Here is a 24,310-nt window from a genome sequence, read left to right as displayed (position 1 = left end):
CTCAATTTTCCATATAAAGTTCTATTGGATCACAGGTACAAACCAGGTTTCTGTCACCATACGCATTATTAACTCGGGCAACATAGGGCCAGAATTTATTAATTTTAGTAAAAGTAGTCGGAAAAACTGCTTTTTCCTTAGAGTATTTATGTTTCCATTCATCACCTACAATATCTTTAAGAGTATGTGGAGCATTTTTCAAAACATTATCTTCTTTATCTGCAAGGCCCATTTCAATTTCTCGTATCTCTTCTCTGATTTGAATCATTGCATCGCAGAATCTGTCTAATTCTTTTTTGCTTTCGCTCTCAGTAGGTTCTACCATTAATGTTCCTGGAACCGGGAATGAAACAGTTGGTGCATGAAATCCATAATCCATTAATCTTTTCGCAATATCTTCCACTTCAATATTTGCACTCATTTTGAATTCTCTCATATCGAAAATTAATTCGTGTCCTACTCTACCTCGTTTACCAGTGTAAAGAACTTTATAATATTTTTCCAATCGTGCTTTAATGTAGTTAGCATTCAAGATAGCTACTTTGGAAGCTTTGGTTAATCCTTCTGGTCCCATCATTTTAATGTAGGCGTAAGAAATTGTTAAAATACTTGCACTGCCAAAGGGTGCCGAAGCAACAGCATTAATTCCTTTATCCCCGCCAACAGAAACAAAATAATGTTTTGGTAAAAATGGAACTAAGTGCTTTGCAACAGCAATTGGTCCCATTCCAGGACCACCGCCTCCGTGAGGAATTGCAAAAGTTTTATGAAGATTAAGATGGCAGACATCTGCACCTATTAGTTTGGGTTTAGTCAAACCAACCTGAGCATTTAGATTTGCACCATCCATATAAACTTGACCACCGTAATGATGTATGATCTCACACATCTCTTTAATATCTTCTTCAAAAACTCCGTGAGTAGAGGGATAAGTGACCATAAAGGCGGAAAGTCTATCTTTGAATTGTTCAGCTTTTTGTTTCAAATCATTTAAATCAATATCTCCATATTCATCACATTTAACGACAACAACTTGATTTCCAGCCATTACCGCACTTGCTGGATTAGTTCCATGAGCAGATGCAGGAATTAAAACAACATTTCTATGACCTTCACCTCTTGAATGGTGATAAGCTCTAATTACCATTAATCCAGTAAACTCACCTTGCGCTCCCGAATTTGGCTGAAATGAAATTCCATCAAAACCAGTAATCTCCAGCAAATCTTTTCCAAGCGAATCAATTAGTTCGAGGTAACCTTGTGCTTGTTCAGATGGAACGAATGGATGAATGTTAGCAAATTCATCCATTGACAATGCGAGCATTTCGGTTGCAGCGTTTAATTTCATTGTACAACTTCCAAGCGGGATCATTCCGTAATTCAATGACAAATCTCTGCTTTCAAGCATTCTGATATAACGCATCATCTCGGTTTCGGTATGATAACTATTGAAAACTTTTTGTGGAAGGATCTCATCACCTCGGAGCAAATTTTCTGGAATGCTTGGTTCAACTTCATTAATATCTTTAATAGATGTAAAATCATTTCCTGAAGCTTCAGCAAAAATTTCAATGATATCATTTAAATCCTTTAATGTAACTGTTTCATCAAGTGAAATTCCGACACAACATTTGGAAAAATAATTGAAGTTGATTCTTTTTTGTTCCGCAATTGCTTTTATTTTAATAACTAATTCGGGACTTGAATGTAAATCAACTTTTAAAGTATCGAAGAAAGTTTTATTTGTTTGTACAAATCTGAATTCTTTTAATTTCTGATTTAAAATTCTTGCGAATAGATTAATACGATTAGCAATTCTCTTTAAGCCCTCAGGTCCGTGATAAACAGCATACATGCTTGCCATTATAGCTAACAAAACCTGAGCTGTACAGATGTTGCTAGTTGCTTTCTCTCTTTTAATATGTTGTTCTCGTGTTTGTAAAGCCATTCGATATGCAGGATCACCATGACGATCAATTGATAGGCCGATAATTCTACCTGGAACATATCTTTTGAACTCTTCTTTAGTTGCAAAATACGCTGCATGCGGTCCTCCAAAACCCATCGGTACACCAAATCTTTGCGTTGAACCAACTACTACATCAGCTCCGAATTCTGCAGGTGATTTCAATAGAACAAGGGACATTATATCAGCAGCTGTTACAATCATTATATTTTTTTCTTTTGCTTTCTCGAAAAGTTTAGAATAGTCTCTTATCTCACCATCTCCATCAGGATATTGCACAAGTATTCCAAAGACATTCTCATTAAGTTCTTCTTCAATTTTGTCTGTTACTTTTACTTCTATTCCATGAGGATTTGCTCTTGTTATCACTACATCTATCGTGTGCGGAAAAACTTTTGAATCAACAAGAAAAACTTTAGCATTAGGTTTTGATGATTGCATTATTGAGTAAATCATACCCATTGCCTCACCACATGCAGTACCTTCGTCAAGCAGCGAAGCATTAGTAATTGGCAATTTCGTCAGATCAGCGATCATAGTTTGAAAATTCATCAAAGCTTCGAGCCTGCCCTGAGAAATTTCAGCCTGATAAGGAGTGTATTGAGTGTACCAACCTGGATTTTCTAAAATATTTCTTTTTATGACCGTTGGTGTAATTGTCCCATAATAACCAAGTCCAATATATGAACGATAAACTTTATTTTTTGACGCTAATTCTTTTATATGCTGAATCAGTTCATATTCAGTTAAAGGTTCAGAAAGATTAAGCTTTTCTGTCGTTCGTATGTTTGCCGGTATAGTTTCAGCAACAAGTTTATCGAGGGAATCAATTCCAATTTCTTTTAATAACTGGTCAATTTCTTTGTCGTTTGGACCGATGTGTCGATATGAAAAGTCTTCAAAAAATTTTGGGATCTCCATAGTTTGCCTTTCAAAGTGTAAAACATTTTTTTCAAATATAGTAAAGGATTAAAATAAAGAATTGATATTAATTTTTACTCAGAATTGATTTTCTTGATTTTACGAATGGCTTCTTTTGCTGCGAGTTGTTCAGCTGATTTCTTTGTTTGACCTTTGCCTGTTCCTAAAATCTTTCCATCTAAAGAAACTTGAACTGTAAAAATTTTCGCATGTTGAGGTCCTTCTTCCTTTATGACCTCATATTTTGGAATGGATAACTTATTTGCCTGCACATATTCCAGTAATTGACTTTTGAAATTTTCGTCGCCAAGTTTAACAAGACGAATATTTGGCTTGATAATATGTTTAATGATGAATTGTTTTGCTTTTTCAAAACCCAGGTCAAGATATATTGCACCAATAAAAGCCTCAACTGAATCAGCTAAAATTGATTTTGCACCTGATTCGATTGCATTAGCAGCATTCTCATTTATAAAAAGAAGTTTAGTCATCTTTAGTTTATTAGCAACGGCTAGTAAGATTTCTTTATTTACAAATCGTGATCTAATTTTTGTTAACTGACCCTCGTCTTGGTTTGTGAACTTGGAAAATATGTATTCAGTTACAACAAGATTCAGGACTGAATCACCGAGAAATTCAAGTCGTTCATTTGAAATTTTTTTCTTTAAAGGAGTGATGTTTATTGCAGAACGGTGAGTTAAAGCTTCGATAAACAATTCAGGATTATTTAAAGGAGAACCGACTAGCTTTTCAATAATCCTTAGTCGGTTCTCAACATCTTTACTAAATTTCTTTTTGCTTCTTCTTTTTACAACTAATAGTAAAGAAGATTTAATTTTTCGAAACAATTTTACTGATACTTTTTGAACAATAGTGAAACATTATGTCCGCCAAAACCAAAGGCGTTGCTTATTGCATAATTAACTTTTTGTTTGATTGCTTTGTTAGGTGCATAATTTAAGTCACATTCCGGATCTGGTTCTTCAAGATTAATAGTTGGTGGAATTATATCATTCATTAATGTTAAAACAGTTACAACTGCTTCTATTGCTCCTGCTGCACCAAGCAAGTGACCAGTCATAGACTTGGTAGAAGAAACTATTAATTTATATGCATGCTCACCAAAAAGAGTTTTGATTGCCTCTGTTTCGTTTTTATCATTATATGGTGTGGAAGTACCGTGAGCATTTATATAATCTACTTCTTCGGGTTTAATTTGTGCATCCTCAATACAGAGTTTCATTGAACGAACTGCACCTTCTCCGCCAGGTGCAGGTGCTGTAATATGATATGCGTCTGCAGTTAATCCAATTCCAACCAATTCAGCCAAAATTGGAGCTCCTCGACGCATTGCAAAATCATAATCTTCGAGGATTAGAGTTGCTGAGCCTTCACCCATCACAAAGCCGTCTCGATTTTTATCGAATGGTCTACTTGCTTTTTCAGGTGCATCATTTCTTGTTGAAAGAGCTTTCATTGCATTAAAACCACCGATACCCATCGGGCAAATCGAAGCTTCACTTCCACCAACTACAACAACATCCGCATCACCTCTTTCAATATGCATTGCACCAATAGCGATTGCGTGAGCAGAAGTTGCACAGGCTGATGTTGTAGCGTAATTTAATCCCTTAAAACCATACTTGATCGAAATATGACCAGCTGCTATGTCGCTAATCATCATTGGAACGAAGAAAGGTGAAATTCTTTGAGGACCGCCACCTTTAAAGACAATTTCCGATTGATGATGCCAGGTCCACATTCCACCAATTCCGGAACCGAAGACAACTCCGACTCTATTTTTATCGATGTTGTCAAGCTTTAATTGCGAATTCTGGAGCGCTTCTTCGGTGCTGACAAGCGCAAATTGAGTAAAGAGATCCAACCTTTGAACACTTTTTCTATCAAAGTATTTTAAGGGATCAAAATTTTTAACTTCACATGCAAATTTTGTATCGAAATTACTCGCGTCAAAACGAGTAATGTAAGCTGCACCACTTTTTCCTTCGATCAAATTGTACCAGAATTCGTTTATATTAAGACCGATTGGGGTCACAGCCCCAATACCGGTCACAACAACCCTTTTCTTCATAAGATTTTTTTTCTTGGTTGTTAATTATTGATTTAATTTTTCTTCTAAATATTTGTAAACATCGCCGACGGTTTGAATTTTCTCTGAATCTTCGTCGGGAATTTGGATATTGAATGCCTGCTCGAAAGCCATAACTAACTCTACTATGTCGAGTGAGTCGGCTCCTAAATCATTAATAAAAGAAGCTTCAGGAGTAATTTGTGATTCTTCTACTCCAAGTTTATCCATAATGATTTCTTTAACTTTAGCTTGTACGTCCATTTTTAACTCCTTTTTTTGTTAGTTATTAAAACAATATTAATCATCTTAATTGAAAAAATAAACAAAACTCACATCACCATTCCACCATCGACACAGAATACCTGTCCTGTAATATAGTTTGCATCTTCGGATGCAAGGAATACAACTACTCGAGCTATGTCTTCAGGTTTTCCAATTCTTTTAAGTGGAATTAGATTTAGAATCGCCTGCTTTTGTGTATCTGTTAATTTCGAGGTCATATCGGTTTCAATGTAACCAGGTGCAACTGCATTTACATTTATATTTCGACTTGCAAATTCTTTAGCAAGGGATTTGGTTAAGCCTATGACACCGGCCTTTGCTGCAACATAATTTGCTTGTCCAATATTACCCATAATTCCTACGACTGAACTTATATTGATAATTTTACCTTCCCGTTGACTAATCATAGGTTTGATCGCTGCTTTTGTGTAATTAAAAACACTTTTCAAATTAGTATTAATTACATCGTCCCAGTCCTGTTCAGTCATTCTAAGTAAAAGATTATCTTTTGTAATTCCAGCATTGTTGACAAGAATGTGCAGTGCGCCAAATTCTTTTAAGGCAAAATCAACTGTATTTTGAGCATCAACAAAACTGCTTGCATTTGCTTGAAATATTCTTGCCTCCCCACCAAAATTTTTAATTTCCTCAAGAACTGATTGAGCTCTATCTGGAGATGAATTATATGTTAAAACAACTTTAGCTCCTTCTCTGGCTAATTCTTTTGCAATTGCTGCACCAATTCCTCTTGAACCTCCAGTTACAATTGCTACTTTATTTTGTAATCTCAAGTTGTTTACCTCCAATTAATTGATTTCGATATTCTAATAATTCTTGATAGCCATCTTCACCGAGTAAGTAAATTAATTCATCTTTCGTTGCATCAAAAACAGTTGAGGTCTGATGACGTGGTTTACTGCAATAGTGTAATCTCGCAATATGTTCATCATCTACAGTTAATGTTCCATTATAAATCGTTAATGGGAAAATTACACAATAAAGAGGTTTATATTTCCATTTATGTTCACCTCTTTCAATTGCAGCCTTTTGAAGTGAACAATAACCATTTTTATCGAGGAATACGCATTTATGTTGATAAATTTGTGTTCCAGCACAAAATCCTGATTCAAAATCTGAATCTTCTTCAACTTCTTCGAACCATAAGGTTTCATCTTTTGTTTGAGTTTCATCCATATATTGTTTTATAATCTCTTTATTCTCAATGATAAAATCTCTTTCTTTCAAGTCAACATATACACCATACCAGCAACACTCTCCAGAACACAATCCAACATTGCAGCCTGGAACAAAAGGAAAAGTAAAAATTAACGGATCAATTTTTAAGCCTTTAATGAACTTTTCCATATTCCAAAAATTTTTTTATTTCCTCTGATGTACCGACATTAATAACTTCAGCTTCTGGATTGATCCTTTTAATTAAACCCGTTAAAACTTTTCCAGCGCCAATCTCTACAAATGTTTTAATTCCATCTCTTGTCATATTTTCTACAATTTGCTGCCATTTCACAGGGCTGATTATTTGTTTCACCAGGAGAGATTTTATCTCCTCAACGTTATTAAATTTTTCTGAAGTTACATTTGAATAAACCGGGAATTTGGGTTCAAAAAACTGAACCTTTTCAAGTTCTGAAGCGATATTTTCATACGCATAATTCATCAATGGAGAGTGAAAAGCACCACTTACTACTAATTCCTTTGCAAGCTTGGCTCCATTTTGTTTTGCAAGTTCAATTGCTTTTTTTACAGCGTTAACTTCTCCTGAAATAACAATTTGACCGGGTGAATTAAAATTAGCTGCTTGAACAATACCAATATCTTTAAGACTTTCACAGATTTCATTAACCTTTTCAATGGTCAGTCCAACAATTGCTGCCATAGTACCTGGATTTCGTATTCCAGATTCTTGCATTAACTTACCACGAGTTCGAACCAATCTTAATCCATCTTCAAATTTAAAGACACCAGCAGCTGTTAATGCAGAATACTCTCCAAGTGAGTGACCTGCCGCAGCTTTGATCTGAAAATCTTTAAGTAATTCAAAAATTGCAAGGCTGTGAACAAACAGTGCTGGTTGAGTATTTTCAGTTTGTTTTAATAAATCTTCAGGTCCTTCAAAACAAATTGATTTTAAATCATAACCAAGTATTTCATTTGCATGGTCAAAGACTTCCCTACATTCGGGAAAATCTTTATAGATATCTTTTCCCATTCCAACATATTGAGAACCTTGTCCAGGGAAAACAAAAGCGATCATTAATCAATACTCCATTTTAGATAAATTCCACCCCAGGTAAAACCTGCACCAAATGAAGCAAGGATTAAGTTATCTCCTTTCTTAAGTTTCCCTTCATCATAATAGTCAACAAGACACAAAGGAATTGTTGCTGCGGTTGTATTTCCATATTTATGGATATTTACCATAACCCTTTCTGGATCAATTCCCATTCTTTGTCTTGTTGCTTCAATAATTCTCAAATTAGCTTGATGAGGTACAAGGTAAGCAACATCTTCTGGTTTCAAATTATTTCTAACCATAATTTCATAAGCAACCTCAGCCATACCAATCACAGCAACTTTGAAAACAGCTTTACCATCCTGATAAATGTAATGCATCCTTTTATCTACAGTTTCGTGGGAAGCAGGATTTAGACTTCCACCTCCAAGCATATAAAGATGATTTCTGCCACTTCCATCACAATATAAAAGTTCATCAAGAATACCATCGTTTTTATCCTCTGTTCTTTCAAATAGTGTACAAGCTGCAGCATCACCGAACAATATGCAAGTATTTCGATCTGTATAATCAGTAATGGCAGACATTTTATCAGCACCAACTACAAGAACTCTTTTATATAGACCGCTTTCAATAAATGCTCGTGCAGTCGAAGTAGCAAACACATAACCGGAACAAGCAGCAGAAAGATCAAATCCCCAGGTATTTTCCATCTCAAGTTTATCCATTATCACACAAGCAGTTGATGGGAAAAACATATCAGGGGTAACGGTTGCTACAATCATTACATCAATTGTGCTGAGATCCACATTAAATCTTCTCACCATATCCTCGATAGCTTTAACAGCCATATCGGATGTTGCACCATTTTCTAATATTCTTCGCTCTTTAATTCCTGTCCTTGTAGTAATCCATTCATCAGTTGTATCGACAATCTTTTCAAAATATTTATTATCCAAAACCTTTTCTGGGACATACTTACCAAACGCAACTATTCGTGCGTTATATTTTGATTCTCGATTAGTCATTTTTGCACTCCTTTTTTATGAATTGAAGTGAAAACCCTTGATAGCCTCTCTTATTCTTTCAACTATTCGATGTTCGTATGTTTCATAAGCTCTGAAAATCATATTTTTTATTGCTAATTCAGAGCTTGATCCATGACCAATAATTGTGATTCCATTTACTCCAAAAAGAGGAACACCACCGTATTCCTGGTAATCAAAAACTTTTAAGATATCTTTTAAGAGCCCCTTTGAAATACCAATCTTTAATTTGTTAATCAAATTTTCTTCGGCTGCCTCACGAAGCTTTTTTATAAGAAAATGTAAAAATCCTTCGGCAAACTTTAGAACAATATTTCCAACAAATCCGTCACAAACAATTACATCTACCTCACCTTTTAGAATATCTCGACCTTCAACATTTCCATAAAAATTTAATTTCGATTCTCTTAATAATTTGTTAGCGTTCAGAGTAACTTCATTACCTTTTGAGTCTTCTTCGCCTATGCTTAATAAACCAATTTTAGGATTTTGAACTCCAAAAATTTCCTGCATAAAAACACTGCCCATAACAGCAAATTCAAAGAGATTATTTGCTTTTGTATCAACATTGGCACCTACATCGAGAACCAAACATTTATTTTTTAATGTTGGAACAATTGTACCAAGAGCAGGTCTGCTAATTCCTTCAATTCGTCCGAGTCGGATTGTGGAAAGAGCCATAACTGCACCTGTATTGCCAGCACTTACGAATGCATTTGCTTTACCTTGTTGAATCAAATCAATACAAACAGACATTGAAGTATTTTTATTCTTCAATGCAGTTGTTGGAACATCATCCATAGCGACAACTTCAGGTGCATCAATGATATTTTCTGGAGGGAATTCTAGATTTTCTTCCTGAATGATTTTTTCAATTTCGGGCTTTTTACCAACAAGTAAGATTTCAAACTTTTTTGCACTCTCTTTATAGGCGAGTGCAGCACCTCTAGTTGTAACCAGAGGTGCATTATCACCGCCCATTGCATCTAAGGCTATAACACACTTATTTTCTGATGTATTTTCCAAAATTAACCTAAAATTAGTTTACGATGCCTTAGGTACAAACATCGTTCTGCCTTTGTAAAATCCACAATTTGGACAGGCACGATGTTGTAATTTTGGTTCGCCACAATTAGCGCAGGTTGAAAGTGCAGGAGCTGCTGCTTTGAAATGAGCTCTTCTTTTCCTTGTTCTTGATTTTGAATGTCTTCTCTTCGGATTTGGCATTTTATAATCCCTTTCCTTTCATTGTGATTTTAATAATTCTTTTAATGATAACCATCTTGGATCAATTTCTGTTTGCTCGCAAGTACAGGTTTCGAAGTTTAAGTCTTTTCCGCATCTAGGACAAAGACCTTTACAATCATCTTTACAAAGATTTTTCATCGGAATCGCTAACATTGCATACTCTCGAACATCATTCGATATATCAATATAATCCTGATCATTTCTGATCACTGTAACTACATCCTCATCATATAAATCTTTATTTCGAATATCGTGTATATAAAACATATGATATTCGTTATAAAACTCTCTATCATATTGTCTCAGACATCGATCACATTCACAATGTCGATGAACGCTTAATGATGTTCTTATGAGAATATGTTCCTTAGTTTTTTCCAGAAGAACTTGAACCTTAGCTTTTCCAAAAAATTCTGAAGGAAGGTCAAGCTCTTCTACACTCGCATCAAAATTATAAAAATGCCTCCCTTCTGATAGGGAGGTTATCTTGATTTTCATTTTAACCTAACTAAAACAGTTGCAAAATTATTTAAAAAAAGACTATTTATCAATTTTTATTGCGTTAACTTAACTATTTCTTATTCTCCTGATAAACTTTCATAATGTAATCAGCTACAGCCTCAGCCTCAGGTGGAATTAAACCCTGAGCGGGCATTGGCGGATACGCTGGATCAACTTTTACAGGATTAAGAATAAATTTCACAAGTTGATCTTTTTTGTTTTCATATTTTTGTAAAACAACATTATATGGTGGTCCAACTAGCTTTTGATCAAATCTGTGACAGGCTGAGCATTTTGCTGTAAAAATTTCTTCTCCACTAAATGTAACTGTTTTAATATTTAGCTTTGTCTTCAAATTTTCTTCATAACTTAAAAAACTCTGAGATATTTTGACCGTTTCTGGTTTAATTACATTAGCAAACACAACAACATCTTTGACAGAAATAAAAATAACTGCTAAAACAATTAGATAAAAAGAATATCTCAAATAACTATCCAAATATTCTTTTCTATATGCTTTCAATTGATTAGAGATTAAGAAAAGAAGAATCAAGACGATCCCACTGGAAATAAATACCCAGTATGAAAGACTATTTCTTGGAAGAATCAAAACTTCAAGCAATATAAACACAGGTTGGAGTAAAACAGTTACAAATGCACCTTTTACCAATTTTTCTCTCATAAATTCAGACAGACCTTCGGTAGTCTTCAATTTCGTATCGTCCCAAACAAAATTCAAAAATAGATTAATTAGATAGGTTACTGAAAATGATAAAATTAAATTAAACAAAAATCTAAAGTTCACATCCAGGCGTAATGTGTAAGCAATAAAGTCAAAATTGTAATCGGTTGGATTGTAATTGATTCTGGCTACATTCAATACAGAAACTAAGTATAGTGTAATCAAAATACCTAATGTACCGAATAAAGCACTTCTTTTATGGTTCTTCAGGCTATTTTCCATTAAGTTCAGAAAATCGGAGGACTCTTTATCAATAACAGTCTTAGGTAAAATATTGATCAAGGCGAAACTAAATTTATAGTAATAAAGAGCCGGAATTGAACAAAGAAAAATCACCAAACTGACAATTGACCAATTGTGAAGTGCTTTAAATGCAGGATCTCTTAACCAGATTAAATCGATAGAAAAAATTACTAAAAATGGTAAAATACCAAGTACAAGTGGAAATGATAATTTTCTAAAAGTTAAATCAATTAGTCTTTTTGCGAAAACAGTAGAAGGATCACTCCTTTTTATAAATTCATAATAATAACTTAATAACGCTGAGCCGCTTAGCCAGAATAAGTAAAAATATAGTAACGAATGAGCAAGCACTGAAACTAATTGTAAGACTCTTGTGTAATCATAACTAAAAGGTAATGTAATTTCATATGATAAAAACATTTTCTCTCCCTCTTACAAAAGTTTATCAAGTGAAAGTTGAAAAACTATTAAAAGGACAAATGTATTAATTGTCCTGAAACCTGAAATTAATATTAATTTCTCTTCATTCTTTCTAATAAGCTTAGATGAATTCCAGATCAGCCATATTGCAGTTAATAACAAACCGTAGTTAACTACAGGATGATTAACTAAATTAAACAAAGGCATTACAAGAGAAGCAACACCAAGAGCAATCATCCAGATAAATGTTAATCTAAAAACTTGTTCTTTAGAAAAATAGCTTGTTAAAGTTGGATACCCAGCCGCTTTATAATCATCATCAAAAAACAACATTAGTAACCAGAAATGAGGTATTTGCCAGATAAACAGGAAAAATGCGATAACCAAAATTGAATTGTCAAATGGATAACCCCCTGCTGCTGTCCATCCAATTATGGGTGGAATTGAACCAATTAAAGAGCCAGGAACAACTGCAAGTGCGAATTTTCTCTTAAGTGGTGTATAAATTAAATTATACCAAACCAATGCTAATAATCCGAATAATGCTGAAGTAAGATTAAAACCAATGTATAAAATAATAAATCCGCCTAAAGCGAATAAAATTCCAAGTGCAAGAGCAATTTTTGAATTTACTTTACCAGAAGGAATTGGTCTGTTACGTGTTCTTCTCATTAACGCATCAAAATTTCTTTCCTGGTAATGATTAATTACTGCAGAACCACCAGAGAATAACAAAACTCCCATCAACACACCAATAAGATCGATTCGCAATTCTTTTGTGTATAAAACATAACCAAGAAAGGTTGTGACAGTGACAAACGAAGTTATCTTAAACTTTGTTAATTCGAGTAAAATTTTAAAAGCATCAAAAATCTTTTTCATCACTTTACAACTGTTGTATCTAATTTAGCCTTATACCACTCATCAAATTCATTTTGATGAATTGCATACAATTTTGAATACATATAGGAATGTCTAAGTCCACAATATTCAGCACACGCAATATCATAAACACCAACTTCTTCGGCAATAAACCACAAGTAATTATTCTTGTTGGGAATTACATCACGCTTTATTCTGAAAGCTGGAATAAAAAAAGAATGATTAACATCAATAGATTGAAGATTGAGTTTGATCGGTTTATTAATTGGGACAACAAGTGTATCTGTTTTCATACCATTAGGATAAGTAAATTCCCACGCCCACATTTTCCCTGTTACATTAATTTCAAAAGCATCCTTAGGTGCCGCTGTCATTTTCTTGTAACCATACCATCCATAATAAAACATTCCTACAACAAGAATTGTTGGGATTACTGTCCAGATTATCTCAAGTGTAGTATTACCTTTTATATTTTTAGGAGTAAGATTTTTTTTCCTATTGTATTTAATAACAAAATAAACCATTAAAAATGTAATCAAGATAAGGAGTAAAACAGAAACTCCTAAGATAAATAAAAATACTCCATCTACTTCTTTAATAAAATTAGATGCATTTGACAGCATATTTCCTTACCTTATAAATGAATAATCTGAAAATGTTAGCACTAAAAATATTGTTAAAGTTAGAAATGCAACGAACACAAAAATCCTAAACATCCTATCATCAAATCTTAAATGCATAAAAACAAGCAACACTAATAATCCTTTAATCGATGCGATGACAAGTGCAACAACTATGGAGAAATTCCCCAAGTCAAAACTTGCAGCAGTAACAGTCAACGCAGTTAACGCAATAAGCGTCAACCAGACGAAAATATATGTACCATATCCGACAATGTGATTATGTGAATCTTTTTTATCCATATCTCACCTTTAATGAATTAAATAAAATAGCGGGAAAAGAAATATCCAGATTATATCAACCAGATGCCAATATAATCCGGAATTCTCCAGCATTATGTAATAATCTTTGTTTACTTTTCCTTTCATAATATAAACGAACATAAACAATAATATTACTAATCCAATGATCACATGTATTGCATGCAAACCGGTCATAACATAATACAGACCAAAATAGATTATTTCTCCCTTGGGTAAACTAAGAAGTTCATTGGAACCAGGAAATAAACCATGCTGAAATTTAGCTGACCATTCAAAATATTTATTTACCAAAAACAGGAAAGCGAAGAAAATTGTAGAACCTAAAAACAGTAAAGATAATTTTTTATTATCCTTTCTTAATGCAGTAATGGACATAGCCATTGTTAAACTACTCGTTAAAAGGACTAATGTGTTAATTAATCCGATAAAAACATCAAGCTCCTTTGACGCAAGGGCAAAAAAGTCTCTATAAGTAAATCTGTAAACAGCATACACCAAAAACATTCCACCAAATAGTATCAACTCAGTAAATAGAAAAAGCCACATTCCAATCTTTGCACCAACATCATCACGATGAAGATGAGTATTTACAGATGCTTCAGCCATTTGATTCAATTTTTAGCCTCCTCAATAACTTGTTCATAATGTGAATAATCATAGGGCTCTTTTTCTACTACCGGAATTTTTTCAAAATTCTCATGAATTGGTGGTGAAGGTATTGTCCATTCAAGAGTAACTCCACCCCAGGGATTTGCAGCTGCTTTTTCACCTTTTTTAAGAGCAAGGATCAAATTTGTAAACATTATAATGAGACCCGTAATTAAAATCCAGCTTCCAATCGTGGAAATAAAATGATAAATATGAAAATCTGGCAGGTAATCATAATATCTTCTTGGCATACCAAGATAACCCATTACGAACATTGGAAAGTAAAGCAGTTGAAATCCAATGAATAAAAAGAGCCAGCTGATTTTTGCAACTTTTTTGTTATACATTTTGCCAAACATTTTTGGAAACCAGTGGTGAAGAGCAGCAAAAATTCCAAAGCCTGTTCCACCAAACATTACATAATGAAAATGACCAACAATAAAGTAAGTATCGTGAATGTGAATATTCAAAGCTAAAGCGCCTTGCATTAATCCAGTAAAACCACCAATGGTGAAATTAAAGATGAAACTTAATGCGAATAACATCGGTGGTTCAAGTTCAATCGAACCTTTGTAAAGTGTTGCAACCCAATTAAAGACTTTAATCGCACTCGGAATTGCAACCAAAAATGTTAAAAGTGAAAAAAGCCACATTGCAGTTCCACTCATACCGACCGTAAACATATGATGCGCCCAGACAAGCGAACCAAAAAGAGCAATCGCCATACTTGAGAATGCAATGAACTTATATCCAAAAATTGTTCGTCTTGAGAAAACAGGAATAATTTCTGAAATAACTCCCATTGCTGGTAATATCATTATATAAACCGCAGGATGTGAATAAATCCAGAACAAATGTTGATAAAGGATTGGATCACCACCAAGTGCAGGATCGAAAATTCCTACACCGAACCATCTTTCAATTGCAACAAGCAGCAAAGTAATTCCAACGATTGGAGTTGCTAAAATCTGTACCCAGCCCGTTGCATAAAGTGACCAAGCAAAGAGCGGCATTTTGAACCAGCTCATTCCAGGAGCTCTTAAACGATGAATTGTGGTGATGAAATTTAAACCGGTTAAAATTGATGAAAAGCCAAGAATAAAAGCACCAATTAGTGCAGGTATTACATTAGTTGATGTTCTCACAGAATAAGGAATATAAAATGTCCAGCCAGTATCAGCTGGTCCACCAGGCAAGAACAAGGAAATAAGAGCAACCAAACCACCAGTCACAAATAACCACCATGAAAAAAGATTTAATCTCGGGAACGCCACATCTTTTGCACCGATCATAATTGGTAAAAAGAAATTACCAAAAACTGCTGGCAAACCTGGAATGATAAAGAGAAAAATCATTATCACACCGTGGAGTGTAAAAATTTGATTGTAGGTCTGCGGATCCATTATCGTCTTGCCCGGTGCGATAAGCTCCAACCTCATTAAAAATCCAAGAGTTACACCAACAGCAAAAAATGTGAGCATTGAGATGAGATATAATATCCCTATCTTCTTATGATCAGTTGAAAAAATCCAATTGAAAATTCCTTTATATTTTTTTGGAGAGTGTAAATAATCTAAATGATTTCCATTGCTCCCATTTCCACCATAACTTAAAGTCGTAGCTGACATAATTACTTCACCTCTAAATTTTTCTTCTTTGGTTTTGCAATTAAAAAGAGTATAAAAATCCCCGCAGCGATAAGCGTTATTATTCCTGCAATTCGAGTTACACTCAATGCGTATTTTTTCCCTTCGGCATCATAAACATAGCAGAACTTGATCAACTTAGCTATTGTAGGACCAACTTTCCCTTCCCCTGCCTCAAGAATTGCCATTTTAACATTGAATGGTAGATATTCAATGCCGAGTAGATATCTGGTAATCTTTCCTTCCGGTGAGATAAATATTAAGGCTCCAGGATGAACAAATTGATCTTCTTCCTTAAAGAAATAAAAACCAATTGAATTAGTTAATGAATAAATATTCGAACTATCTCCAACTAAGAATTGCCAGGCATCATCGGGCGGTTTATTATTAAGTAATTTAATGTAGTTAGCTTTTTTTGAACTTGCCAGAGATGATGTTTCTTCAGGATCAAAACTCACAGTAACGATTTGATAATCCTTACCTAACTTAAGATCAATTTCATTTATGTTTTTTGCCAATTCAGTTAGTAAAGGTGTGCATATACCTTTGCATTCATAAAAAACCAGAGTAAGTATCGTAGGTTTCTTAATCACATCTCTTAATTTAACCTTTTGCCCAAATTCATTATAAAATTCTGCATCAAGGGGAATATATTTTCCGAGTTGTTCCTCAAGCGCAGCTTTCTTTTGAGGCTGTGTCGAAGCACTTAAATTAAAAATGCTAATTAGAATTAAAAAAGATATAAGTAAAATGTTTTTATAAATCTTGCTTATCATAGTCTTCCATCCTTTTTGCTAAATAAACTCATCGAAGTCGTATAAAAGTTCTTTTTACCATTTTCATCCAAAAGTAAAATTTTGGGACTTAGACCATAATTAATCGGGTTGGATTTGACAATATTCCAAAAATCTGTTTCAGTAAAATTGTTTTGAAAAGTAGTTGTTAAAAGACCGGCGAATTTTTCTTTTGAAAGGATCAATCCGTCATATTTAGAAAAATTAGAATTAATTGTTTGTAAAATTTCATTATAAAGTTTTTGTTCATCCTTTTTCTCAATTAAAATGACATTAAAAGCTTTTGATGTAGGAATCTGCCCTGAAGTTTTCTTACCTTCAGAAAGTTTGTAAGTATCGTTGAGATTTTGAAGTTCATCTTTTGTAATTGAGGGAAAATCATTAGCAAATGTTCTTATGTAATGAATCACAGCAATTAATTCTTCAGGATTAATATGATTAAATGCAGGCATTCCACTTTTTAAAATACCCACCTGCAATGTTTTATACATTCCAGCAAAATTTCTACCGTTAACCCAACCTTCAGAAGAAGTAAGATTCCTTGGTTTTGGATTCATTGAAGCACCAGCTACACCATCACCTTTACCATTTTCACCATGACAGGATGAGCAATTAGCATTATAAAATGCTTTTCCTTTTTCAAGCAAAGCAGGAGTAGCTTCAGCTAATTTAAAAATATCGACTGGAGGTAAATTTGATGGAAGTTCAAAACTTAAATCAGTCTGTACATTTGAACTATCGGCAACAAAAGGCACAATGGTGTTTTTATTTATTAAGGTAAGATTTTGAACGAAATAAATTCCAAGTCCAACAATAACTACTAGAAAATAAAAGTATGTATATCCAAAAAGTCTTTCAGGATTGGTAAAAATTTCTTTAAAGTTAATTTCTTCTTGAATTTCAAAAAATCTTCGAATTCTTTCTTTCATAAATGAAACTCCAGACTTCTTTTAAGCTTCGGATCACCTGCTGGGACAATATTTTTGATTTTATTATATCTCCAGATAAATAGAACAAGTAAAATTCCAACTGCTAAAATTATAAATGAAATTTCAATCCAGCCAAAAACAACCTCTTTGTAAAGTGAAGGCATCACTAACCAGAAAAGATCGACATAATGCATCACTAGGATCCATATTGCCATAAACTTTAATCTCTTCAAATTACTTTTTGCTTGCTGAGAAAGAAGAGAAAAGTAAGTTATCAAAAAATGTCCGAATATTAAGATGAAAGAAAATATTTCCCAACCTTTTTGCCATCTATGAATCATCCAGAAAGTTTCTTCGGGAAGATTTGCATACCATATTAACAAAAACTGGCTGAAGGCTATGTATGCCCAGAAATTTACAAATGCAAAAAGCAATGCACCTAGATTATAGAAATGATCTCTTTTCAGGATATTTCCAAAATATCCTTTCTCATATAAAAAGATAACAGCAATTGTAACCACAGAGAGTGCAGCAAGAACAGTCCCCGAAAAATAATAAACTCCAAAAATTGTAGAGAACCAATGTGGTTCAGTGCTCATTAGGAAATCAATCGAAAAGAAAGTCAATGTAATCGCAAAAACAGGCAGAAAGAAAGCAGAAAGTTTTGAATTCTTATAAGTTAAAGTTTGATCTTTATTTTCATCTTGTTTCAAAGAATTTCTTGTCATAAAAAAACCGAACGCAATCCAAAGCAGGAAATAAACAAAGTATCTGATTGTAAAAAATGTTTGGTTAAGATAAGGAGATTTCCATTGAAGAAGTTTATCACTTTTAACAGCTTCTTCATGAGACCAGTGAAAAATTGAGTGTGTGTTGAACAAAATGACAAGCCCGACTACGAAAACCATTGGAATAAAATTTATAAAAATTTCATTCACTCTACGCATTACTGTTGACCACACAGCTCCTGACAAATATTCAATTGCAAATAAAAATATATTTCCAACGGCTACACTAATAAGAAAAGTAAAAATCACATTATAATTCGCTAACGCTCTGTGACTATCTGAAATGAAAGCTAAAACACTCAATACTAATCCAAGTATGAATAGTCCAAACGAAATCTGCTTAAATCTTATTGGAAGTGGTTTTGCTTCGAAAGATTGATTTTCGTGACTCATCTTAAATCACTCTCCTTTGGATTAACAGCTCTTTGTAGAACTCTTATATAATGAACTATTGCCCATCTTTCATCTTCAGTTAATTGAGATGCATAACTTGGCATAACATTTTGACCTTCGGTTATTATGTGGAAAATTCCACCATCTTTCATATTTCTTATTCTGTCTGAATGTAGAGTTGGTGGATTGGGAAATTGCCCTCTTAATCGACTATCACCAAATCCATAATCACCATGACAGGGAGAACAAAATGTAAGATATTTTGATTTACCAAGTTTCAAAACTTTTTCAGTTGGGATAAGTGGATTAATAAGATTCTTTTCAGCTTCTGCAGGATTTCCCTTAAATGGATAAGGTAAATGACCTCTTGAAACAGTGCCTTCAACTGGAGTTCTCATTCCAAAACCATCTTTGAAAACGGTCATTGATGTTTGAGGATCAACTCGAAATTGTTCGTGCATCCAGTTGAATGGAGCCATAAATAGAAGTTGATTTAGAACAAAGTAAGTTATTCCAGAAACGATAATTGAAGTCAATACAAGAAATGAAATAAACTTTTTATCAAAAATTTTGGGCTTATCTTTCAGTTCATCAATCTTGTAATAAATTTCAAAAACTTCTTCAGCACCAAGATTTTTGAAAAACTCCTTAACTTTTTCTAAATCAAATCCCTCATTATCTGCTTGAATTGAAATTCCAAATCTATCCACACTAACTTTATTCATATATTCAGTATCAATTAAAGGATGGCTGTTATTTGGAAACTTAAATAGAATAAACAACATCCATACGACTGTAAAAACCGCAGCTGAAAGAACAGTAACTTCAAACATTACGGGAATATAAGCTGGCAATTGATAAAATGGCTTTCCACCAACAATTAGTGGATAATCAATTACATTCACCCAGTACATAAATAAGAATGCGAATATTGCTCCTGATAATCCAAAAATCAGAGTTACCCATCCTAACTTTGATGACTTTAATTTCATCGCTTGAGGTAAGCCATGAACTGGATATGGAGTGTGAACATCGTAATTTTTATAACCAGCCTGATTTATCTTCTCAACTGCTTCAATTGTTTTATTTACATTGTCAAAAATCGCAGCGACAGAATATAAAGGTTTATTTTCCATCAATGACTTCCTCCGTGAGATGGCTGTGATTCTGGAAGTACAGCTTTAACCTCAGCAATTGATACTACAGGCAGTGTTCGAATAAATAAGAAAATTAATGTAAAGAACAGTCCAAAACTTCCAATTAAAATTCCAATATCGAATATGGATGGAATATACATTCCCCAGCTAGATGGTAAATAATCTCTTGAAAGACTCGTTACAACAATCACAAATCTTTCAAACCACATTCCAACATTAACAAGAACACCAATAACGAACATAACTGGAATTGATCTTCGAATTTTTTTGAACCAGAAAAGCTGTGTAAATAAAACATTGCAAGAAACCATTGTCCAGTATGCCCAAGCATAAGGTCCAAGCGCACGATTCAAAAACACAAATTGTTCAATTGGATTACCACTATACCAGGCAATGAAAAATTCCATAGCATAAGCATAACCGACCATCATTCCAGTTGCAAGCATAACCTTGTTCATCTTTTCAAGTGTATCTAATGTGATAATGTGTTCAATCTTGAAGACCTTTCTAATAACAATCAAAACATTCTGAACCATTGCAAAACCAGAGAAAACAGCACCAGCAACGAAATATGGTGGGAAGATTGTTGTATGCCAGCCAGGCATAATTGAAACTGCAAAATCGAAACTAACAATTGTATGAACTGATAAAACAAGAGGTGTTGCAAATCCAGCAAGAATTAAGTATGCCATTTCATAATGATTCCAATGCTTTGCAGAATGACGCCAACCGAGACTTAAAATCGAATAAATAATTTTCTTGAACTTGTTAGTTGTTCTATCTCGAAGAGTAGCAAGATCGGGAATTAAACCAATATACCAGAAAACAAGTGAAACAGTAAAATATGTTGATACAGCAAAGACATCCCACAACAATGGAGATGTGAAGTTTACCCAGAGAGCATGTTGATTAGGATAAGGAAGTAAATAACCATCAAGCCATGGACGACCAGTGTGAATTAAAGGAAAAAGTCCCGCACACATAACAGCGAAAATTGTCATTGCTTCTGCAAATCTTGCGATCGCTGTTCGCCATCTTTGCCTCAAAAGAAAAAGGATTGCAGAGATTAATGTTCCGGCGTGACCAATACCAACCCAAAAGACGAAATTTACAATATCAAATCCCCAACCAACAGGTTGATTAACACCCCATACACCAACGCCTTTTATAAAAGTAATTGCAAGACTAACTGCGCCGATCAAAAGCATTGTCAAACTAATCGAAATTGCAATGTACCAGCCTTTCGGTGGTTTTGACTCTAACGGTCGAGCAATGCTTTCATTGATTGATTTTAACGATGGATTACCTTCTACAACTGGGGGTTCAATTGTATAATCAATTGTTCTCACTACACACTCTCCGAATTGATGTTTCTGAGTTTTGCAATGTAAGTTACATTTGGTTTTACATTCGTTTCTTCAAGAACATAATATGCAAGTTTATGATTTCTCAACTTCGAAACTTCTGAGTTTTTATCAAGCATATTTCCGAATTCAATTGCATCTGAAGGGCATGCTTGCTGACAGGCAGTCATAACTCCGCTGCCGTTAAACACTTTGTCTTGTTCAATTGCTTTTTGTCTCGCTTCCATTATTCTTTGCACACAGAAAGTACATTTTTCCATCACACCACGAGAGCGAACGGTTACTTCAGGATTATTTAAGAAATTCAAAGGCTCCTGATATTGATATTCATTATTGAACTCAGAACGGAAATCCAAAAAGTTAAATCTTCGAACTTTATAAGGACAGTTATTTGAACAGTATCTCGTACCAACACAACGATTATAAGCCATTTGATTTAATCCATCTGGACTATGATTCGTAGCTGAGACTGGACAAACATTTTCACAAGGCGCATTATCACAATGCTGACATAACATTGGCTGATTGCTTACTATTACTTCTTCTGGATTTCCTGAATAATAAGTATCAATTCTCATCCAATGCATTTCTCTGCCTTTTTCAACCTGATCTTTTCCAACCATCGGAATATTATTTTCAGCAACACAACTTACCACACAAGCATTACAACCAATACATTTATTCATATCAATTGCCATTGCCCACTTAACGCCTTCATATTTCACTTCGTGAACAATACTAATTAGTTCTGCCCTTTCTCGACGAATAAAATCAGGATCATTCTCATATTGCTGAATAGTTCCTTCTTGAATTATTTTTCTCTTTCGATGAAAATCTTTAACGAATGTATCGTCAATCGAATGATGTTCCTGAGCTGTTACTAAATTGTATTTCTCACCCGTCTTCTTTATGCTTACATACGAATTATAAATTGAGCTTTGATTTTTGTTTATCAAAAACTGAACATTAAACCCGACTCCTTTTCCAATTTCACCACACTCTTCTCTGCCATATCCAGTTTCAACACAAATTAAATTTTCAGCAACTCCTGCTTGAACGAAGACTGGCAGCTCTATACTATTTTTTCCATTGCTAACCTGAATCAAATCACCATTCTTTAAGTCTAATTTTTTCGCAGTGTTTGGAGAGACTGCTGCGTAATTATCCCAGACTATTTTTGTGACTGGATGAGGAACTTCATGCAGCCAGCCATTATTTCCAAATTTTCCATCAAAAAGATATGGATGTGGATAGATGCTTAAAAGTATCTCATTTGATTTAGTAGTATTTGAAATATTAAATGATCTTACAGCAAAATTTGGTTTGGTAACATTATTTCCTGGGAGTTTTAGAAATCCATCGTGAAGGCAAGCATACCAGAATGTATCGAAATTGTTTATGGAAGAATATTGTGGAAAGACTTCTTTCTGCCAGCGTGATTTCAATTTTCTTTGATAAATTGAATCATAATAAACTTCACCGGTTGTCCAGGTAATTAAAATAGATTCTTTTTGCCTTGTATCATACATTGGTGAAATCACAGGTTGCTGAAGATTTATAATGTTGCTTCTTACCTGAAAATCATTCCAGCTTTCGAGTTCATTATGAATTGGAAGAATAAAATTACTTAATGATGTCGTCTCAGTTTTTTGTTCAGATAAAGTTACAACAAGGCCGACTTTTTCAAACACATCTGAAATTCTCAAGAAAGAAAAATCATAAACAGGATTGCAATCAAAATTTATTACAGCACCAACCTGACCTTGATTGATTTTTGAAATTAATTCTTCAAAATCTTGAATTGAACTTTCTTCTACCAGATTAACATAGGCTGAATTAAAATCATAAAGTTGAGAATTTCCTAATACTTCATTTAAGATTAATGTAAGTAAATGTTCTTCTTTGCCTAATCTATCACCACAAATTATGATCGATCTACCTTGATTGTTAAGCAAATCATTAACCAATGTATCGATCACATCTTTTGAGAGATTTAATTTGGCCGCTAAAGAGCTTAATGAATAATTTTTAATCTGAGATACTAATTCAGACGGTAAGGAAATTTTAGGATTTACTCTGTTAAGAATTTCATTTAATAAGCCTGCTAAAAATTCTTTCTGAAAGTCTGGTCTTAATCTCAAACGATAGTCAGAATTTGCGCCTGTTAAAGTGAGATTTCCTTCAACAACATAAAGACGACTAAAATTTTTCAAATCATTAACATTTCTGGTAACTGCAAATTGTCTTACTTGCTCAATTACATCACCGTCTGTATTCAAGAAATCACTTTCAAGTGCGACAATGATTTTTGCCTGTTGAAGTTTTATAGAAGGTAAACTGTTTGTTCCATAAATTTCTTTCCATGCTTCAAATTTTGTCTTGTTAGAAAAGTTAGAATAAAAATAGAATTTAGTGGTCGGATATTTTTGTTGAAATTCTTTCAATACAGAAAGAGTTGTGGGAGAATTTGTTTTATTTGAAATAAATGCAATTTCTTTATTCTGCAATACTGCTTTGTTTAATCCATCTGTAATTGATTTATTTGCTTCTCTCCAGCTGATTGGTGCAAATTGTCGTTTTGAAACTTTCTGCAGTGGACTTTTTAATCTATCAGGATCATACAAATTCAAAATTGCTGCTTGACCTCTAATACAAACCTTACCTTGATTAATTGGATGATCTGGATTTCCATCAATTTTAATTGGCCTGCCTTCTCGAGTTTTTACAAGAATTGAACAGGTATTCTGGCAGCAATTTAAACTTGACGCATAAAAATTAGCATTACCTATGATAATTTCTTCGGGCTTTTTGTTGTAAGGAACAATTTCGCCTTTGTCTTTGAAGTTTGAGCAAGCAGCAAATGCAAAAGCCGACGACACCGAAAGTAAAGCCAGAAATCTTCTTCGAGATATAGGAGGCATCCCTGCCAGATCAACATTATCTATTGCACCTTCTAAAAATTCATCTTCTTTAATTTTCTTTAATTCTTCTGGATTGTAATAATCTCTAAGACTTTTCCAGTGTCTTCTAAAATTATCTTGACTCATTTT

The 24,310-nt window shown here is 33.8% G+C and carries 23 protein-coding genes; all 23 read right to left on the bottom strand.

Annotated features, from left to right (window positions below; translation table 11 throughout):
• Position 1 precedes the first annotated feature (1 nt).
• The 23 genes from gcvP to HPY57_00300 all read right to left on the bottom strand — a co-directional run bounded on the left by gcvP (position 2) and on the right by HPY57_00300 (position 24,307).
• Positions 2-2,887 (bottom strand): aminomethyl-transferring glycine dehydrogenase, encoded by a 2,886-nt coding sequence (gene gcvP / locus HPY57_00410; protein ID NPV10243.1) that lies wholly within the window; start codon positions 2,885-2,887, stop codon positions 2-4.
• A gap of 74 nt (positions 2,888-2,961) precedes the next feature.
• Positions 2,962-3,735: a ribonuclease III gene (rnc, locus tag HPY57_00405; GenBank protein NPV10242.1), complete on the bottom strand. Its 774-nt coding sequence runs from the start codon at positions 3,733-3,735 to the stop codon at positions 2,962-2,964.
• Between the two features lie 2 nt (positions 3,736-3,737).
• Positions 3,738-4,979 carry a beta-ketoacyl-ACP synthase II gene (fabF, locus tag HPY57_00400; GenBank protein NPV10241.1) on the bottom strand — a complete coding sequence of 414 codons (1,242 nt, stop codon included), beginning with the start codon at positions 4,977-4,979 and terminating at the stop codon, positions 3,738-3,740.
• A gap of 24 nt (positions 4,980-5,003) precedes the next feature.
• Positions 5,004-5,240 carry an acyl carrier protein gene (locus tag HPY57_00395; protein NPV10240.1) on the bottom strand — a complete coding sequence of 79 codons (237 nt, stop codon included), beginning with the start codon at positions 5,238-5,240 and terminating at the stop codon, positions 5,004-5,006.
• Between the two features lie 68 nt (positions 5,241-5,308).
• A complete protein-coding gene (gene fabG, locus HPY57_00390) occupies positions 5,309-6,052 on the bottom strand; it encodes a 3-oxoacyl-[acyl-carrier-protein] reductase (protein ID NPV10239.1) in 744 nt (247 codons plus the stop codon).
• On the bottom strand, positions 6,036-6,626 hold the full coding sequence (locus HPY57_00385) for a DUF3109 family protein (protein ID NPV10238.1): 591 nt from the start codon (positions 6,624-6,626) through the stop codon (positions 6,036-6,038). Before HPY57_00385 ends, fabG begins: the two co-directional genes overlap by 17 nt.
• The gene (gene fabD, locus HPY57_00380; protein ID NPV10237.1) at positions 6,610-7,536 is read right to left on the bottom strand and encodes an ACP S-malonyltransferase; all 927 of its coding nucleotides are present in this window, start codon (positions 7,534-7,536) and stop codon (positions 6,610-6,612) included. Before fabD ends, HPY57_00385 begins: the two co-directional genes overlap by 17 nt.
• Positions 7,536-8,543, bottom strand: coding sequence for a ketoacyl-ACP synthase III (locus tag HPY57_00375; GenBank protein ID NPV10236.1), 1,008 nt, complete (start codon positions 8,541-8,543; stop codon positions 7,536-7,538). The genes fabD and HPY57_00375 overlap by 1 nt, the downstream gene beginning before the upstream one ends.
• A 15-nt stretch (positions 8,544-8,558) precedes the next feature.
• Entirely contained in the window at positions 8,559-9,542 is a 984-nt protein-coding gene (gene plsX, locus HPY57_00370) for a phosphate acyltransferase PlsX (GenBank protein ID NPV10235.1), read from the bottom strand.
• Between the two features lie 63 nt (positions 9,543-9,605).
• Positions 9,606-9,788, bottom strand: coding sequence for a 50S ribosomal protein L32 (rpmF, locus tag HPY57_00365; protein NPV10234.1), 183 nt, complete (start codon positions 9,786-9,788; stop codon positions 9,606-9,608).
• 18 nt (positions 9,789-9,806) lie between these two features.
• Positions 9,807-10,307 carry a DUF177 domain-containing protein gene (locus HPY57_00360; GenBank protein NPV10233.1) on the bottom strand — a complete coding sequence of 167 codons (501 nt, stop codon included), beginning with the start codon at positions 10,305-10,307 and terminating at the stop codon, positions 9,807-9,809.
• 73 nt (positions 10,308-10,380) lie between these two features.
• Entirely contained in the window at positions 10,381-11,715 is a 1,335-nt protein-coding gene (locus HPY57_00355; protein NPV10232.1) for a c-type cytochrome, read from the bottom strand.
• 12 nt (positions 11,716-11,727) lie between these two features.
• Positions 11,728-12,597: a protoheme IX farnesyltransferase gene (cyoE, locus tag HPY57_00350; protein NPV10231.1), complete on the bottom strand. Its 870-nt coding sequence runs from the start codon at positions 12,595-12,597 to the stop codon at positions 11,728-11,730.
• Positions 12,597-13,220, bottom strand: a complete 624-nt coding sequence (gene coxB / locus HPY57_00345; GenBank protein NPV10230.1) for a cytochrome c oxidase subunit II — start codon at positions 13,218-13,220, stop codon at positions 12,597-12,599. The genes cyoE and coxB overlap by 1 nt, the downstream gene beginning before the upstream one ends.
• A 6-nt stretch (positions 13,221-13,226) precedes the next feature.
• Positions 13,227-13,520 carry a cytochrome-c oxidase gene (locus tag HPY57_00340; protein ID NPV10229.1) on the bottom strand — a complete coding sequence of 98 codons (294 nt, stop codon included), beginning with the start codon at positions 13,518-13,520 and terminating at the stop codon, positions 13,227-13,229.
• Positions 13,521-13,529: 9 nt separating this feature from the next.
• Positions 13,530-14,147, bottom strand: coding sequence for a cytochrome c oxidase subunit 3 family protein (locus tag HPY57_00335; GenBank protein NPV10228.1), 618 nt, complete (start codon positions 14,145-14,147; stop codon positions 13,530-13,532).
• 5 nt (positions 14,148-14,152) lie between these two features.
• Positions 14,153-15,817 carry a cytochrome c oxidase subunit I gene (gene ctaD, locus HPY57_00330; GenBank protein NPV10227.1) on the bottom strand — a complete coding sequence of 555 codons (1,665 nt, stop codon included), beginning with the start codon at positions 15,815-15,817 and terminating at the stop codon, positions 14,153-14,155.
• A gap of 2 nt (positions 15,818-15,819) precedes the next feature.
• A complete protein-coding gene (locus tag HPY57_00325) occupies positions 15,820-16,611 on the bottom strand; it encodes an SCO family protein (protein NPV10226.1) in 792 nt (263 codons plus the stop codon).
• The gene (locus tag HPY57_00320) at positions 16,608-17,558 is read right to left on the bottom strand and encodes a cytochrome c (GenBank protein ID NPV10225.1); all 951 of its coding nucleotides are present in this window, start codon (positions 17,556-17,558) and stop codon (positions 16,608-16,610) included. The genes HPY57_00325 and HPY57_00320 overlap by 4 nt, the downstream gene beginning before the upstream one ends.
• On the bottom strand, positions 17,555-18,631 hold the full coding sequence (locus HPY57_00315) for a quinol:cytochrome C oxidoreductase (protein NPV10224.1): 1,077 nt from the start codon (positions 18,629-18,631) through the stop codon (positions 17,555-17,557). The genes HPY57_00320 and HPY57_00315 overlap by 4 nt, the downstream gene beginning before the upstream one ends.
• Positions 18,632-18,735: 104 nt before the next feature.
• The gene (locus tag HPY57_00310) at positions 18,736-19,875 is read right to left on the bottom strand and encodes a DUF3341 domain-containing protein (protein ID NPV10223.1); all 1,140 of its coding nucleotides are present in this window, start codon (positions 19,873-19,875) and stop codon (positions 18,736-18,738) included.
• On the bottom strand, positions 19,875-21,245 hold the full coding sequence (nrfD, locus tag HPY57_00305) for a polysulfide reductase NrfD (protein NPV10222.1): 1,371 nt from the start codon (positions 21,243-21,245) through the stop codon (positions 19,875-19,877). The genes HPY57_00310 and nrfD overlap by 1 nt, the downstream gene beginning before the upstream one ends.
• Positions 21,245-24,307 carry a TAT-variant-translocated molybdopterin oxidoreductase gene (locus HPY57_00300; GenBank protein ID NPV10221.1) on the bottom strand — a complete coding sequence of 1,021 codons (3,063 nt, stop codon included), beginning with the start codon at positions 24,305-24,307 and terminating at the stop codon, positions 21,245-21,247. Before HPY57_00300 ends, nrfD begins: the two co-directional genes overlap by 1 nt.
• Positions 24,308-24,310 lie beyond the last annotated feature (3 nt).

The sequence above is a fragment of the Ignavibacteria bacterium genome (assembly GCA_013177855.1).
Lineage (GTDB): Bacteria > Bacteroidota > Ignavibacteria > Ch128b > Ch128b > Ch128b.
This window is presented reverse-complemented; position numbering and strand designations above follow the sequence as displayed.

Excerpts from the sequence above, each read along its gene's own strand:
- gcvP (NPV10243.1), bottom strand. The coding sequence starts at position 2,887 with ATGGAGATCCCAAAATTTTTTGAAGACTTTTCATATCGACACATCGGT.
- fabF (NPV10241.1), bottom strand. The coding sequence starts at position 4,979 with ATGAAGAAAAGGGTTGTTGTGACCGGTATTGGGGCTGTGACCCCAATC.
- HPY57_00395 (NPV10240.1), bottom strand. The coding sequence starts at position 5,240 with ATGGACGTACAAGCTAAAGTTAAAGAAATCATTATGGATAAACTTGGA.
- HPY57_00385 (NPV10238.1), bottom strand. The coding sequence starts at position 6,626 with ATGGAAAAGTTCATTAAAGGCTTAAAAATTGATCCGTTAATTTTTACT.
- fabD (NPV10237.1), bottom strand. The coding sequence starts at position 7,536 with ATGATCGCTTTTGTTTTCCCTGGACAAGGTTCTCAATATGTTGGAATG.
- HPY57_00375 (NPV10236.1), bottom strand. The coding sequence starts at position 8,543 with ATGACTAATCGAGAATCAAAATATAACGCACGAATAGTTGCGTTTGGT.
- plsX (NPV10235.1), bottom strand. The coding sequence starts at position 9,542 with ATGGGCGGTGATAATGCACCTCTGGTTACAACTAGAGGTGCTGCACTC.
- rpmF (NPV10234.1), bottom strand. The coding sequence starts at position 9,788 with ATGCCAAATCCGAAGAGAAGACATTCAAAATCAAGAACAAGGAAAAGA.
- HPY57_00360 (NPV10233.1), bottom strand. The coding sequence starts at position 10,307 with ATGAAAATCAAGATAACCTCCCTATCAGAAGGGAGGCATTTTTATAAT.
- HPY57_00355 (NPV10232.1), bottom strand. The coding sequence starts at position 11,715 with ATGTTTTTATCATATGAAATTACATTACCTTTTAGTTATGATTACACA.
- cyoE (NPV10231.1), bottom strand. The coding sequence starts at position 12,597 with ATGAAAAAGATTTTTGATGCTTTTAAAATTTTACTCGAATTAACAAAG.
- coxB (NPV10230.1), bottom strand. The coding sequence starts at position 13,220 with ATGCTGTCAAATGCATCTAATTTTATTAAAGAAGTAGATGGAGTATTT.
- HPY57_00340 (NPV10229.1), bottom strand. The coding sequence starts at position 13,520 with ATGGATAAAAAAGATTCACATAATCACATTGTCGGATATGGTACATAT.
- HPY57_00335 (NPV10228.1), bottom strand. The coding sequence starts at position 14,147 with ATGGCTGAAGCATCTGTAAATACTCATCTTCATCGTGATGATGTTGGT.
- ctaD (NPV10227.1), bottom strand. The coding sequence starts at position 15,817 with ATGTCAGCTACGACTTTAAGTTATGGTGGAAATGGGAGCAATGGAAAT.
- HPY57_00325 (NPV10226.1), bottom strand. The coding sequence starts at position 16,611 with ATGATAAGCAAGATTTATAAAAACATTTTACTTATATCTTTTTTAATT.
- HPY57_00320 (NPV10225.1), bottom strand. The coding sequence starts at position 17,558 with ATGAAAGAAAGAATTCGAAGATTTTTTGAAATTCAAGAAGAAATTAAC.
- HPY57_00310 (NPV10223.1), bottom strand. The coding sequence starts at position 19,875 with ATGGAAAATAAACCTTTATATTCTGTCGCTGCGATTTTTGACAATGTA.
- HPY57_00300 (NPV10221.1), bottom strand. The coding sequence starts at position 24,307 with ATGAGTCAAGATAATTTTAGAAGACACTGGAAAAGTCTTAGAGATTAT.